General features: G+C 40.9%; 16 protein-coding genes. 5 read left to right on the forward strand and 11 right to left on the reverse strand.

The features are described 5' to 3' along the window. Window positions 1–146: 146 nt before the first annotated feature. Both yaaA and F0361_RS17675 read left to right on the forward strand, forming a co-directional pair. On the forward strand, window positions 147–908 hold the full coding sequence (yaaA, locus tag F0361_RS17670) for a peroxide stress protein YaaA (RefSeq protein WP_154920731.1): 762 nt from the start codon (window positions 147–149) through the stop codon (window positions 906–908). Between the two features lie 56 nt (window positions 909–964). Next, a complete protein-coding gene (locus F0361_RS17675; protein WP_154920732.1) occupies window positions 965–1,330 on the forward strand; it encodes a hypothetical protein in 366 nt (121 codons plus the stop codon). Between the two features lie 2 nt (window positions 1,331–1,332). Here the strand turns inward: F0361_RS17675 and F0361_RS17680 are convergent, their stop codons facing one another. Continuing rightward, window positions 1,333–1,461, reverse strand: a complete 129-nt coding sequence (locus tag F0361_RS17680; protein ID WP_138259533.1) for a 30S ribosomal protein THX — start codon at window positions 1,459–1,461, stop codon at window positions 1,333–1,335. Between the two features lie 281 nt (window positions 1,462–1,742). Between F0361_RS17680 and F0361_RS17685 the strand changes: the two genes are divergently transcribed. Further along, window positions 1,743–2,402 (forward strand): uracil-DNA glycosylase family protein, encoded by a 660-nt coding sequence (locus F0361_RS17685; protein ID WP_154920733.1) that lies wholly within the window; start codon window positions 1,743–1,745, stop codon window positions 2,400–2,402. A 277-nt stretch (window positions 2,403–2,679) separates the two neighbouring features. After that, the gene (locus F0361_RS17690) at window positions 2,680–5,226 is read left to right on the forward strand and encodes a phosphoenolpyruvate carboxylase (protein ID WP_154920734.1); all 2,547 of its coding nucleotides are present in this window, start codon (window positions 2,680–2,682) and stop codon (window positions 5,224–5,226) included. Between the two features lie 70 nt (window positions 5,227–5,296). On the opposite strand, the gene F0361_RS18810 is transcribed toward F0361_RS17690, so the two are convergent. Beyond that, a complete protein-coding gene (locus F0361_RS18810; protein ID WP_165776594.1) occupies window positions 5,297–5,440 on the reverse strand; it encodes a hypothetical protein in 144 nt (47 codons plus the stop codon). Between the two features lie 280 nt (window positions 5,441–5,720). On the opposite strand from F0361_RS18810, the gene F0361_RS17695 reads away from it, so the two are divergent. Next, window positions 5,721–6,365, forward strand: coding sequence for a TonB-dependent receptor plug domain-containing protein (locus tag F0361_RS17695; RefSeq protein ID WP_154920735.1), 645 nt, complete (start codon window positions 5,721–5,723; stop codon window positions 6,363–6,365). A 3-nt stretch (window positions 6,366–6,368) separates the two neighbouring features. On the opposite strand, the gene F0361_RS17700 is transcribed toward F0361_RS17695, so the two are convergent. From F0361_RS17700 to F0361_RS17740, 9 genes are all read right to left on the reverse strand, one after another. Continuing rightward, a complete protein-coding gene (locus tag F0361_RS17700) occupies window positions 6,369–7,871 on the reverse strand; it encodes a M20/M25/M40 family metallo-hydrolase (protein WP_154920736.1) in 1,503 nt (500 codons plus the stop codon). Between the two features lie 63 nt (window positions 7,872–7,934). After that, window positions 7,935–8,150 (reverse strand): hypothetical protein, encoded by a 216-nt coding sequence (locus tag F0361_RS17705; RefSeq protein WP_154920737.1) that lies wholly within the window; start codon window positions 8,148–8,150, stop codon window positions 7,935–7,937. Then, on the reverse strand, window positions 8,147–8,908 hold the full coding sequence (gene trpA / locus F0361_RS17710; protein ID WP_154920738.1) for a tryptophan synthase subunit alpha: 762 nt from the start codon (window positions 8,906–8,908) through the stop codon (window positions 8,147–8,149). Before trpA ends, F0361_RS17705 begins: the two co-directional genes overlap by 4 nt. Before the next feature lie 98 nt (window positions 8,909–9,006). Next, window positions 9,007–10,227: a tryptophan synthase subunit beta gene (trpB, locus tag F0361_RS17715; RefSeq protein ID WP_154920739.1), complete on the reverse strand. Its 1,221-nt coding sequence runs from the start codon at window positions 10,225–10,227 to the stop codon at window positions 9,007–9,009. A 53-nt stretch (window positions 10,228–10,280) separates the two neighbouring features. Beyond that, complete coding sequence (locus tag F0361_RS17720) at window positions 10,281–11,006, reverse strand: phosphoribosylanthranilate isomerase (RefSeq protein ID WP_449562221.1); 726 nt, start codon at window positions 11,004–11,006, stop codon at window positions 10,281–10,283. A gap of 8 nt (window positions 11,007–11,014) precedes the next feature. Then, window positions 11,015–11,797, reverse strand: a complete 783-nt coding sequence (gene trpC, locus F0361_RS17725; protein WP_154920740.1) for an indole-3-glycerol phosphate synthase TrpC — start codon at window positions 11,795–11,797, stop codon at window positions 11,015–11,017. Window positions 11,798–11,875: 78 nt separating this feature from the next. After that, window positions 11,876–12,871 carry an anthranilate phosphoribosyltransferase gene (gene trpD / locus F0361_RS17730; RefSeq protein WP_154920741.1) on the reverse strand — a complete coding sequence of 332 codons (996 nt, stop codon included), beginning with the start codon at window positions 12,869–12,871 and terminating at the stop codon, window positions 11,876–11,878. 97 nt (window positions 12,872–12,968) lie between these two features. Further along, window positions 12,969–13,547, reverse strand: coding sequence for an anthranilate synthase component II (locus F0361_RS17735; RefSeq protein WP_154920742.1), 579 nt, complete (start codon window positions 13,545–13,547; stop codon window positions 12,969–12,971). Next, the gene (locus F0361_RS17740) at window positions 13,548–14,945 is read right to left on the reverse strand and encodes an anthranilate synthase component I family protein (protein WP_154920743.1); all 1,398 of its coding nucleotides are present in this window, start codon (window positions 14,943–14,945) and stop codon (window positions 13,548–13,550) included. Window positions 14,946–14,981: the final 36 nt, after the last annotated feature.

A 14,981-nucleotide genomic window follows, 5' to 3' on the forward strand; every position in this document is an offset into this window, starting at 1 on the left:
ATATTTTTGAAGCTGAGAAATTGATGTTTGCCATCGGAAATAACAGAAACAAATGAAACCCTCATCGAGGGATTTGTTGTAGAAAGTAAAATACCTACACATAATTAAGTGTTTGAAAATCAATTTATTTACCTAATTTTAAACTTATGAAGATAGTAATATCTCCTGCAAAATCACTGGATTTTGAAAGTACCTTGCCTACCGATAGATTTTCCCAACCCTATTTTTTGAAGCAAGCCCAGCAGCTGAATAAAGTGCTGGCCAAGAAAAAACCTAAGGTCCTGTCAGAATTGATGTCAATTTCCGATAATCTGGCCCAATTGAACTGGGAGCGCAATCAAAATTTTTCCGTTCCCTTCACCAAAGAAAATGCTAGGCCGGCAATATATGCCTTCAATGGTGATGTGTATCAAGGGCTGGATGCGTATACCATCCAGGAAGAAAAACTTGATGACCTACAGAATACCCTGCGCATATTATCCGGACTCTATGGTATTCTCAAACCCCTCGATTTAATTCAGCCGTACCGATTGGAAATGGGTACCTCCTTAAAAGTAGGTAGTAAAAAGAACCTCTATGATTTTTGGAAAAAGGAGGTTACGGAACACTTGAACAATGAATTGGAAGAGGGGGAGCTGTTCGTGAACCTGGCCAGCAACGAGTATTTTAGCGTCCTGGATACCAAGAAATTAAATGTTCCCGTAATCAGTCCCGTATTTAAGGATTGGAAAAACGATAAATTAAAGGTGATAAGCTTCTTTGCCAAAAAAGCCCGTGGTTCCATGGTGCGTTATATTTTGGACTCCAAGGCATCGACTCTGGAAGATATCAAAGGATTCGATTTGGATGATTATCAATTCAGTCAGGAACATACAGTTAAGGAAAGCGAACCTGTCTTTATCCGCTAATAATATATTTTCCTTCTTATCGTTCTGCTAGTATAGTTTATTCTTACTCTAAAAAAATGAAAAGAATCCTACTGGTTTTCGCTCTATTTTCCGCAGTCCTTTTATCATGTACCGATCGCGACGATGATGTGAACAAGGTAAACATCCGTATAAAGAACGATACGGATTTCAATTTCAGCGAAGTCAGGGTGACCGAAAAGGATACGATTTACGAAAATGTACTGGCAGGTGAATTCTCAGAATATTATCCTTTTGATTCGGCTCCGGAAGAAATGGGCTTGACCATTGTGTCAGATTCAGCAACTTTCGAATATACCCCTAGGGTTCTCATTATAGATTCATTGCCAGTAGGCTTTTATACCTACGAATTGGGTCTTGATGATGAAAACCAAATTGATTTTAACTTTAGGATAGACTATTAAACCTATTTCTTCTTCCCGACTTTAATTTTCTCCTCAACGGAGGGTTTTCTCTTTATTTTTCTAGGTCTTCTTGCCCCGTATGAATTATTGGCAATTTTTCCGCGCTTTGTTTTTTTGTCCCCTTTTCCCATATCATTTTCGTTTTTATTGGCAAAGCCAATGGGTATTGTACCCTGATGTTTAACTCAAGATTAAAAGTACGTTTCCATCGAACGCCTTGCGGACGTGCTCCAAGGAACTTTACTTATTTATAAAATTTAAAACTCCTGTTGTGCTTCCACGCACATGGATGCCTAGCTCCAAATGTTTTTGGTCGCTTAAACCAGAAATGGTATTACTTCCTAAAGTTACAAAATTGGAGTTAAACGCCTATTTCAATAGATTTGGTTTCCTAATCTCAATATCCAATAGTTTGTTTCTGCATACACATCCCTATGAACCTTTTCTTTTTGAAGGCGTAAAAAAATTGATCGTTGGTACCCTACCGCCACCAAGATTCACTATAGGAGCCCTAAAGGATGGCGATGTGAATTTCTGTTATGGAAGCAGGGACGGCCAGTTATGGCCTATTTTGAACGAAATCTTTAAACTGGACCTACTTTTTGAAACCTCTAATAGGGCTATTGTGCAACGAAAGGAATTTTTGATCAGGAACAGAATAGGGATTTGTGATATTGTTGCATCGGCGGAACGTGAAAAAGTAGATGCTTCTGATTTGGGAATGCAAAATATCAAACTTAGAAACCTTCTCTTTTATTTGGAAAAATACCCTACCGTGGAAACATTGCTATTCACGGGGGGCAACAGTAAGAACGGCCCGGAGTACTTTTTTAGAAAACACTTGAAGGACCATGGATTGCAATTGAAGGTGAAATCGAATGAAGTTCCAAGGATACATGAATTTGTGCATCCTAAAACCAACAATGCAATTAAAACGGTATCCTTGATCGCACCATCCGGCGCTGCAAATCGCGCAGTGGGCAGTATTCCAGAATACAAAGAAATGAAAGCGGCCAACCCCAATTTTAATACGGTAGAATTTAGGGTGCTCCAGTACGCCAAACATTTCTAAACCCTTAAAACTAAAAAGAGCCTTGCTTTTGCGGCAAGACTCTTTTACGAGAACACTATATGAAAATGAAAAAATTATTTACTTGATTACGATGTAAAATTAAGTCGGTTTTTTGGCTTGGATTAATTATTGTTGTCAAAACTGTTGTTTTTGTGGTGAAGGAAATCTATTTTGTTATTTAAGCATTTTCGTGCTTTCAATTTCCATAGAATATCGATCTTTATGGATGTAGGAAGGAGGGAAGGCAGTCTTATTAATTGAAAAAATTATTTGAAATATGCAGCAGTCTGAAAGATTGGAAGAATTTAAAAAATCCGTTGAAAATAAGTTCAATGTTTACAATAGTCTATTTCTAAACTTGCCATACAGTAATATCGATAATGTGGGCATGTTGATTCCTTTACTGATGGACCAATCTGAAAAAGGTCTAAAACAGGGTCTCAATCCAAAGGAAATATTGGATATGTTTTTCGAAAAGTTTGGTAGTTTGGAAACGGAAAAGGAAAAAATCGATTTTATGTTCCGTGTAATCCAGTATGTGGAACGCCAAGTAGTACTGTACGACAGTGTGGAGGATGCCGCTTTTCCAAAATTGCACAAACATTCCAGTTCATTGTCCTTGAAGGATTATTTTCAATTGGTGGAACGCAATGGGGCCTGGGACCAAATTGGTGAAAAACTGGATAATTTCAGTGCACGCATTGTATTGACGGCGCACCCTACCCAATTTTACACACCGGCGGTTCTTGATATCATTACAAATTTACGGACACTGATTCTCGAGGATCGTATCGATGAAATCGATGTGGCCTTACAGCAATTGGGCCTTACCTCTTTGATAAATGCAAAAAAACCTACCCCGTTGGATGAGGCCAAGAACATCATTTACACCTTGAGACATGTGTATTATGATGCCATAGGTGACCTTTATTCCTATATAAAGGGAAGTACAGGTTCAAAGAAGTTCGAGAACCACAATATAGTAAAACTCGGGTTTTGGCCTGGGGGCGACAGGGACGGTAATCCCTTTGTAACCGCGGAAATTACCAAGGATGTCATGAACGAACTTCGTTTAAACTTAATGAAGTGCTACTATAATGACCTAAAGCGATTGCAGCATAAATTGACGTTTAAAGCCGTCCAAGACCCGTTGAACCAACTACGTTCCAATCTCTATACGGCCATGTTCGATAGTACCAAGGATGTTGGTTATGACGAAATTATAAATCCATTGATTCAAATACGCGAAGCCTTGATCGACAAATACAACAGTTTGTATTTAAAGGACTTGGATAAGTTTATCGATAAGGTAAAAATCTTTAAGACCCATTTTGCCACCATCGATATCCGTCAAGATCACAGCATGCACACCAAGGTGATGACAGAAGTGCTGAAACATAAAGAATTTATTAAGGAGAACTTGAACGAATTGTCCGAAGATGAACTGGTCAGGATTTTGCTTCATGAGGATTTTGAACTTTCGGCAAAGGATTTCTCCGAGGATATCGTAAAGGATACTATAGTTAATATTTCCCAATTGAAGACGATCCAGGAAAAAAATGGGGAGGAAGGATGCAATAGGTATATCATAAGCAACTCCGAGGATATTTTCAGTGTCCTGTTCGTATACGGATTGTTCAGATGGTGTGGTTGGGCCGATAAAAAAATAACCTTTGATATCGTACCCTTATTTGAGACCATGGCCGGTATGGACAATTCCGAAACCACCATGCAGAAGTTGTTCGGTTTGAAGGAATACCGGGAACATGTTGCCGGCAGAGGGGACAAGCAGACCATTATGCTCGGATTTTCTGATGGAACCAAAGACGGCGGGTACCTTAAGGCAAATTGGTCCATTTTAAAGACCAAGGAATCACTTTCCGGAGTTTGTGAGGAAAATGGTGTGGATGCCATATTCTTTGATGGTAGGGGAGGTCCACCGGCCAGGGGTGGTGGAAAGACACACCGTTTTTATGCCGCCCAGACCAGCAAGGTGGCCAATAATGAAATTCAATTGACCATCCAGGGGCAGACGATTACCAGTACGTATGGTACTAAGGAGCAGTTTATATATAACAGCGAACAATTGTTGACTGCCGGACTTTCCAATTCAATCTTAGGGAAGGAGATTACGATTTCCGAAGCATCCAGGGACTTGATCGAGGAACTTTCCGAGTTGAGTTTTGAGAAGTACGATGCTTTAAAGCACCATGATAAATTCATGCCTTATCTGGAAAACATGAGTACCTTGAAATACTATACCAAAGCCAACATTGGCAGTAGGCCGGGCAAACGTGGGAACAAGGCAAAACTGGAACTGTCGGATTTAAGGGCAATCTCATTCGTAGGCTCCTGGAGCCAATTGAAACAAAATGTTCCCGGGTATTTTGGAATTGGTACGGCACTTAAAAAATTGGAGGATGAAGGCCGATTCGATGAGGCCAAAAAGCTGTATGACGAGGTTCCATTTTTTCAGGCGCTCATGATGAACAGTATGATGAGCCTTTCCAAGTGTTATTTTGAACTTACCAGCTACATGAAGGAGGATAAGGAATATGGGGCTTTTTGGGAGATTTTATTGCAGGAGTACGAGCTTTCTAAAAAGATGTTGTTACAGCTTTCCGGTATGGAAGTCCTTATGGAGAAGGAGGCCATATCCAGGGAATCCATTAAAATAAGGGAAGATATTGTGTTACCATTATTGGTCATTCAGCAATATGCGCTTCAGAAAATAAGCCAAGGGGTGGAGCACAAGGAACTCTATGAGAAAATTGTAACCCGGTCACTATACGGGAATATCAATGCGAGTAGGAATTCTGCATAAAACTAGGTTTACATTCATGAAAAAATCCCGGCGTAACAGCCGGGATTTTTTAGTATGATTATTCAGACAATTATTTTTTGTTCTGCTGGTCTTTTATTGTCTTTTCGTCGATATCGAATTTATTGGTATCGATTCTTGTATTGCCAGTCGGATTTGTAGGATTTTCCTGTTCCTTTGTTCGTTTAAATTTTCTTTTATCCTTAATTATTCCCATATCTTTTATTTTCTTGATTCAACTATAAGATAAGAAATATGGGTCGGGAACTCCGTTAATGCCCCATTAAACCTTTGTTATTGGATGTTAAAGTCTTGAGAAATAGGTTCTAATTCAATTGGATAATAATTATTATTTCTCCTAATATGGTACAAATTTGTATCTTAATCTTTAGAACGACCAAATAGTCATCATTGCTTTCCAATTTTTTTGAATCTAGTTGTTTTGGAATTACTCAAATTGTTTACTAGGCTTTGAACCAGTATCTTATAAGTTTTTTATGAAATATCTATTTATCTTTTTCCTATTGATTTCAGGTTTCTTACAAGCACAGCGGCGCTCATCCGATAAAATACATATAGAGGGTATTGTACTGGACGGATTTGGCTCTCCTATAAAAAGGGCCATTCTTTATAAGGATTCGGTTAAGACTTTTGTCCAAACCAATAAAGAGGGTGTTTTCAAAACAAAGATTTCAAATCAAACCAAAACGCTTTCTATATATTCAACGGAGCATGGAATGGCTACCCTGTTTTATAATGGGGAAAAGCGTGTACAATTTGTTTTTCCTAAGGAGCATATTATTCTAACCGAGCGTGATTTGGAGGATTTAGGATTCAATACTACGGCTTATAGAAAGGGAACCATTGACCCCTCACGATTTGAGGACTATGCAGACATCTACCAATTGATAAGGGAAATGTTCACAGGTATAGAGGTCAGCGGATCTAATATTGTCGTTAGGGGTAAAGGTTCTTTTGGGGATACTACACCGTTATTTTTGGTAGATGATAGTTTTGTGCAAAGCATATCCTTTATAAATCCAGCGGAAGTCAAATCCATAAAATTATTGAAAGGTGAAGATGCAACGTTATATGGCTCAAGGGGAGCCAATGGTGTATTTCTAATATATTTAAAAAAATAGCCGTTAATCCATTGGTGTGCTCAACAGCGCATAAAAGGCTTGAATTCCGTAGGCAATCTGACCGATTTTTAGATTTTCGTTGGGACTGTGTTGGTTGTTATCCGGATTCACCAAGGGCACCAGGAATGCGGGAATTTGAAGTTCGTTCACAAAAGGGGCAATAGGTACCGTTCCCCCCATGATTCTGATCTGCACTACATCCTGTTCAAAGGTGTCCTTTAAGGTGTTTACAATGTGGTTTCCATAAGGATTGCTCAAATCTGTTCGAAAGGCATCCGTAACGGAGCCTTCGGTGACCATGATTACTTTTTCATGTTTTAAACGTTCTTCTTTCGTTGGTACCGTGTCCGTAATGTAAAAACCTTGGTCCCTGATAAAATCCTTCACCAATTTTTTGAGTTGGTTTCCATCCGATTCCGGTACCAATCTCAAATCCAATTCCACCGTGGCCGTTGCTGGTACTATGGTCCGTGCTTCGGCACCTACCCAACCAGAGCCTAGTCCTCGGATGTTCAAACTTGGATATTGTAAGGATTCTTGGTAGAATGCCCCTACTTTATCGGCAGAATTAAATTGAAGTCTTTTCCTAATTTCGGTATCATTATCCGGAACACTTTTTAAAATAGTCTGGGTGTCGTCGTCCAAAACTATTCCATCATAATATCCCGGGATGATGACCCTACCTGCGTCGTCCTTAAAGGAAGCCAATAATTTGGAGAGTATAAAACCCGGGTTTGGGGCATAATTCCCATAATGCCCGCTATGCTGCGGATGAATTGGGCCAAATGTAGTAAGTGACAAGGTGGTGATACCGCGGCATCCATAAACCACCGTAGGTCTGCCCGATGCGTGTACCGGCCCATCATTGATTACCAGAAAATCGGCCTCCAAAAGTTCGCGATAGGTTTTCACCGCTTTTGGTAAAGGGGCACTACTTTTTTCCTCCTCACTATCCAAGATCACCTTTACGTTAAAAGGAAGGGTAACACCATTTTCCTTTAACAGGTCTATCGTATTCAAAAACATTATAATAGGCCCTTTATCATCAGAAGTGGAACGGGCAAAAAGGCGCCAGTCGTAATTGATATCGGTATCCAAGGCATCAAAGGATTCTTTTTGCCATTTTCCTTCCTTATCGGACATTAATTCCAGGACGTAGGGATTTTTCTGATTCCATTTGGACGGATCAACGGATTGGCCGTCAAAATGCATGTAAAAAAGAATAGTGGGTTTGGCATCGTCCATGGGGAGCGCTGCAAAGAATAGGGGTAGTCCTTCCGTTTCCAAAATACTCGTATTAAAACCACGGGCATTGAATTTATTCCGAAGCCAAATAATGTTATTATCTATATCTTCCGGATTTAGGGCATCATTGGGTAGGGCCACAAAATCCTTTAGCTCATCGATGGTTTTACGCACCTGGGATTTTAATTTGATGGAATCCTGCCCCAGAATATTGGTTATGGTGGCAATGAAAAATACGAGGGTTATAACGCTTCTTATCATATAGTAGTAGCTGACTAATTGAAAAAGTGAAGCCTAAAGATAGGGCTACCAATTGAAATGAAACTACTTTTTTAGTAGGGAAAGTACAATTTTCCGAAGCAACAATACATAAGGAAAACCATGTAAAAGTACATCGAACCAATCCATAAAGGCCATTCCTTTGGCCCCTCCCAGTATCCACCTTATTTTGCCCCAAAGATGCGGTTCAGGAAAAAAGGGGGCCAGCCCAAGGGTCAAGCATAATAGTATAATGACCCGCCAATCGTTTATGAAGCTCATCGTATTTTATTAATAAAACTATGGATATTTCCTGTGCCATTTTCTGTCAGGAATTTAATAAAGGCAGACCCAATAATCGCACCCTTGGCCTTGCGAGTGGCCTTTTCAAATGTTTCGATATCCTTGATACCGAAGCCTACAATTTGCGGATTGGCGAGCTTAAGCGCAGCTATCCGCTCAAAATAAGCTTCCTGTTCTTTCCCAAATCCGGATTTTGAACCCGTAACACTTGCGGAACTTACCATATAGATAAACCCTTTGGAGGCTTTGTCAATTTGGCGGATTCTTTCGTCACTCGTTTGCGGGGTAATGAGAAACATATTCAACAATCCGTATTTTTCAAAAATCGCTTTGTAATCGGATTCATAGACATCCAACGGCAAATCGGGCAAAATGAGTCCGTCGATACCAATTTCATGGCATTTCTTACAAAATTTCTCAACGCCATATTGAAGTACCGGATTAAAATAGCCCATGATGATCAAGGGAATGGACACAGTTTTTCGAATATCCTTTAATTGCTTGAACAGAACATCCGAGGTCATTCCGTTTTTTAAGGCTGCGGTGGAGCTCTCCTGAATAGTGGGTCCGTCCGCCAATGGATCGCTGAACGGTAGACCAATTTCTATCATGTCCACGCCGTTCTTTTCCAAATCCTCAATGATTTGTACGGTACTTTTCAGGGAAGGATATCCAGCGGTAAAATAGATGGACAATAGTTTCTTGTCTTCCCTTAATTTTTGTTGTATTCTGTTCATGAATAAGAGATATGAGATGCTAGAAATGATATGTTAGCTTTGTGGATATTGTTTGACCGGCATTATGGGTCTTACTTCTAATATCTTATGTCTAACATCTATATTTTAAAATAATCTATATACGTCTGTAAATCCTTATCGCCCCTTCCGGATAAACTCATGACTACCACATCGTCCGGCTTGAATTTTTTGTGCTGAAAAATGGCAAATGCATGCCCAGATTCGATGGCAGGAATGATTCCTTCCAATTGCGAGAGTTCCAGACCTGCCGTCATTGCCTCATCATCGGTGGCGGAATAAAATTCCGCCCTCCCCGATGTATACAAATGCGAATGCATGGGGCCAACTCCGGGATAGTCCAGACCTGCCGATATGGAATAGGGCTCCGTAATCTGACCATCCGCGGTCTGCATGAGCATGGTCTTACAACCATGTATAATCCCGATTTTTCCCAAGGCCGATGTAGCGGCACTTTCCCCGGAATCGATACCCTTTCCGGCCGCCTCTACGGCAATAATGCCTACTTCAGGTTCATCCAAAAAGTGGTAATAGGTCCCGGCGGCATTACTGCCACCACCTATACAAGCTACCACATAATCCGGGTTTTCCCGGCCTTCCTTTTCCATTAACTGCCATTTTATTTCTTCGGAAATGACCGATTGGAAACGGGTTACCATGTCTGGGTAGGGGTGTGGCCCAATGGCCGATCCAATAATGTAATGGGTATCCACGGGGTTGTTGATCCAGTCGCGAATGGCCTCGTTCGTGGCATCCTTCAAGGTCTTGCTCCCGGAAGTAGCCGGTCTAACTTCGGCGCCGAGCATTTTCATCCGGGCCACGTTGGGTGCCTGCCTGGCAATGTCTATTTCGCCCATATATACCACACAGTGTATACCCATTAGGGCACAAACGGTTGCCGTGGCCACACCGTGTTGCCCCGCTCCCGTTTCCGCAATAATACGGGTCTTTCCCAGTCTTTTGGCCATCAAGATTTGGCCAACGGTATTGTTCACTTTATGGGCCCCGGTATGGTTGAGGTCCTCTCGTTTTAGGTAGATTTTTGCACCATGCTTCTCCGAAAGTCTTTTGGCAAAGTATAATGGTGAGGGCCGCCCCACATAATCTTTTAAGAGCTGATGGAATTCTTTTTGAAAGGATTCCTCGTTCATGATTTCCAAATATTTTTGGCGTAGTTCTTCTACGTTGGGGTATAACATTTCGGGGATGAACGCGCCTCCAAATTCTCCGTAATAGCCTTTTTCGTTTACGTGAAACTTCCCTCCGCTCCCAAATAGGGAATCATGTCCAGATTTTTTCATGAGCTAATTTTTATTTCTTTTTTGCCTAATGCCTAATGCCTAATGCCTAATGCCTAATGCCTAATGCCTAATGCCTTTATAAATTCCTCTAATTTCTCAATATTTTTCAACCCTGGCCTGTCCTCGAATTTGCTGTTTACGTCAAGGACATGACAATATTTTGACTCGGGTGTTTGCAAAAACTTTTTAATATCTTCCACATTTTCCGGCCCAATCCCTCCACTTAAAAAATAGGGTTTTTGGGATGGATAGTTTTTCAATAAAGACCAGTCAAAAGTATACCCGTTTCCGCCCGGAAGTTTTCCTTTGGTATCAAATAAAAAATAATCGCAAACCTCTTCATATTCTTTTAGAACTGAAAAGTCAAACTTCTCTTTTACCGAAAAAACCTTGATACACCTGACAGGTTTTAAAAACCTGTCAGGTCTTCCGGTGTATTCTACAAGCTCCTTACAATATTCCGGGGTCTCATTTCCATGCAATTGCACCCCTTGAAGGTCATACTTTTCAATTTGGTCCAAAACATAGGATATATCCGCATCTACAAACACCCCAATTTTTTCTATGTCCGGTGGTATAGCTTTGATTTCCCCATCAAAATATCTCGCCGATGGTTCCCAGAATATGAATCCCAGATAATCGGGTCGTAAGGTGGCAACCTCCATAGGATTGTATTTCATACCGCAAATTTTAAGCCCCACCCCGGCCCCTCCCAAAGGGGAGGAAGTTTTGCGTGTGTTGTATTTGCTGGTATCCATATTTTTGTGATTCTCTTTCATTGAAGGATTTAGAGGAGGCTTTTTATAAACATTTCGGCACTCTTTCCTGGATTATCGGTATTCATAAAATTTTCACCGATTAAAAAACCTTGGTATCCAAACTCCTTTAACGTTTTTATTGCTTCGATGGAGCTAATGCCACTTTCCGAAACCTTTACAAAGTCATCAGGTATCAGCACCGATAGTGCCTTGCTTGTTTCCAAACTAACTTCAAATGTTTTTAGATTTCTGTTGTTGACCCCCAACATGTCCAAACTGGGCATGACCGATTTCTCCAATTCCTCCTGATCATGCACTTCCAAAAGGACCTCGAGCCCTAGGGACTTGGCAAATTCTGATAGGTTCTTGATTTCTTCTCTTGTGAGAACGGTGGCAATCAATAGAATAACATCGGCACCATAGGCCTTTGCTTCCAAGAGCTGATATTCATCGATAATAAATTCCTTCCGTAAAAGTGGAATATCCACAGACGCCCTGGCCAACAAAAGGTCCTCAATAGAACCTCCAAAATATTTTATATCCGTTAGTACGCTCATTCCGCACACACCGGCCCTTTCATAGCCTTGGGCTACTTGTCCCACATTGGTATTCTGGTTGATTGTGGATTTTGAAGGAGAACGTCTTTTGTGTTCCGCTATAATACAGGTTTCACTGTTACGTAAAGCTTCGGCCAAAGAATTGCAGTTTCTATCAAAAAAAACCGATTTTTCAAACTGTGCTTTAGGTAGTACCGATTTTTTCAAAGCGACTTCCTTGCGTTTATCCGCCACTATTTTATCCAGAATATTCATTAATACATTTTTGATACATGGTTTAAAAATCGATTAGAATAGTATATATTCTAACATCTAACATCTAACATCTAACATCTAACATCGGCTTATTTCCTGTAATTTCTTTAATGCCGATAGTCCTTTGCCACTTTTTAGGGATTCCATGGCCAATTCAAATCCCTGTTTTGGGGATACCCCATTGACCGTACTTATAGCTATCCCCGCATTGGCACAGACCACATTGTTTTGTGCTTCCGTTCCCTTACCGTTTAGAACGTTCATAAATATTTGTGCCGATTCCGGTATGTCCTCGCCCCCCTCAATTTCCGAAGCTTTCACTTCAGATACACCAAAGTCCGAAGGCTTTAGAATATTCTCGGAACCATTTGATATGGTCTTTGTTTCGCCGGTCAGGCTTATTTCATCATACCCGTCCAAGGCATGTAAAACCGTAAAGTTCTTGTCAGTATTCTGATATAGATAGCCGTACATTCTAGCCAATTCCAAATTGAATACCCCCACCATTTGGTTCTTTGGAAAGGCCGGATTTACCATGGGTCCCAACATGTTGAAAAAGGTCTTTACGGCCAATTCCCTTCGAATTGGGGCCACATTTTTCATTGCCGGATGAAAGAGTGGTGCATGAAGCACACAGATTCCGGCCTCATCGATGGATTTTCGAAGGAAGTCGGGCTCGTTACTGAATTTGATGCCCAAGAATTCCATGACATTGCTGCTGCCACATTTAGAAGATACCCCATAATTTCCGTGTTTGGTCACTTTTACACCGGCCCCTGCGGTAACAAAGGAGGCCAGAGTGGAAATATTGAAGGTGTCCTTGCCATCTCCTCCGGTTCCACAAAGATCGATCGGGTTGTATTCTGATAGATCGACGGCCAAACAAAGGTCCAGCAGCGCATCACGGAATCCCTCCAACTCTTCAATAGTGACGCTTCGCATCATGTACACTGTCAGAAAGGCCGCGATCTGACTGGTGTTGTAATCGCCCTTGGCGATGTTGACCAATATTTGCTTGGCATCCTCTTTTTCAAGGATTTCGTGATTGATTAGTCTATTTAGTGTTTCTTTCATAAGCCCCTCCCAACCCTCCCCAAGGGGGAGGGCTTTTTTTATTGTTTTATGTTGGTTAGACCTGTCAGGTTTTTAAAATCTGACAGGTCTAAAAATCTTATTTCTTTTTCTGGCCGTTTAACCAGTTTTCTAATATCTTCTTTCCGTTTGGTGTTAAAACCGACTCTGGGTGGAACTGTACCGCCCTGATATCGTAAACCTTATGTCTTAGGGACATAATTTGTCCAGTTTCATCAAGGGAGGTTGCTTCCAAACATTCGGGTAATTTAGGGTTCACCACCCAAGAATGATACCTTCCTATTTCTATTTCCGTTTCAAGTCCATCGAAAATATAGTCATCAACTATAATATTTATTTTAGTAGCCACTCCATGGTAAACCTGGTCCAAATTTATAAGGGATCCCCCATAAACCTCCCCTATAGCCTGTTGACCTAGGCATACCCCAAAAATCCGTTTGGAGGGGCCATATTTTTCAATAATGGGTTTTAATAGCCCTGCTTCATCCGGGATACCCGGACCGGGTGAAAGTACTATTTCCTGATAGTTATCCACTTCCTCCAAGCTAAGTTGGTCATTTCTTTTTACGATTACTTCGCGGCCCAAATCCTCAAGATAGTGTACAAGGTTGAAGGTAAAACTATCGTAATTGTCTATCATTAAAATCTTCCGTGCCATTTAGATAGTTTCAGCAATTTCTAGGGCCTTATTTAATGCGCCCAATTTGTTATAGGTTTCTTGAAGTTCATCATTCGCATCGGATGCGGCTACGAGCCCTGCACCGGCTTGGAAATGAAGTTCATGGTTTTTACTGAGGAAGGTTCTGATCATAATGGCGTGGTTAAAGTTTCCGTTAAAATCCATAAAACCAATGGCTCCGCCGTAATAACTTCGACTGGTTTTTTCATACTTTTCTATCAGTTGCATGGCCATATGTTTTGGCGCACCGCTCAAGGTGCCGGCCGGAAAGGTATCGGCAACTATTTTCAACGTAGAAATATCCGGTTTTTTCATCCCTGTTACCTTTGAAACCAAATGGATTACATGAGAAAAATATTGTACTTCCCTGTAAGTGTCTACTTGGACCAAGTTTCCATTTCTGCTCAAGTCGTTTCGGGCCAAATCAACTAACATGACATGTTCACTGTTCTCCTTATCATCCTGGGCCAGTTTTTTAGCGAGTTCCGCATCCTTTTCGTCGTTTCCGGTTCGTTTGTAGGTACCGGCAATGGGATGTATCTCGGCCTTTCCCTCCTTAACAATAAGTTGGGCTTCAGGGGAGCTTCCAAAAATCTTGAAATCGCCATAATCAAAAAAGAACAGATAGGGTGAAGGGTTTATAGAGCGTAAAGCCCTGTAAACGTTAAACTCGTCCCCTTTGAATTTTTGGGAGAACCTTCTGGAAAGTACCAACTGAAAAACATCGCCCCGTTTACAATGCTTTTTGGCCAGTTCCACATGTTCCTTGTACTCTTCATCCTTCAGGTTGGTTTTGGCATCGCCTTCCTTGGAAAAATTATAGGATGCAAATGTGCGAACGTTCAATAGTCTCTCAATCTCGGCAATGTTGTTTTCGGATTCAAAACAGTGTGCAAAGATGTAGGCCTCGTTCTTAAAATGGTTGATGGCGATGACATTCTTGTAAACGGCGTAAAAAATATCCGGAATCTCAACGGAATTTGGTTTTTTGGAAATGTCCACATCCTCAAAATAGCGGACGGCGTCGTACGCCATAAAACCAAAAAGACCGTTTGTAATGAACTTAAAATCCTGTTTTGTGGTGTTGAAACTTTTTGCGAATGTGTCCATTTCATGGATTACATCCACATGGGCATCGATTTCAACCTTTTCCTTTGAACCATCTGGAAACTCTTTTGAAATACATTCATTTTGAACCTTGATGGAAGCAATGGGATTACAGCAGATATAGGAAAAACTGTTATCGTTGGCATGATAGTCGCTACTTTCCAGCAAGATGCTGTTGGGAAACTTATCCCTTATTTTTAAGTAGACGCTTACGGGGGTTATGGTATCCGCAAGAATTTTTTTTGAGTATGTCTTAATTTTAAATGACATGATACAATTGAAAATTAAAAAAGGCCTGTCGTGATG

It is taken from the genome of Maribacter flavus, from assembly GCF_008386635.1.
Classification (GTDB): Bacteria; Bacteroidota; Bacteroidia; order Flavobacteriales; family Flavobacteriaceae; genus Maribacter; species Maribacter flavus.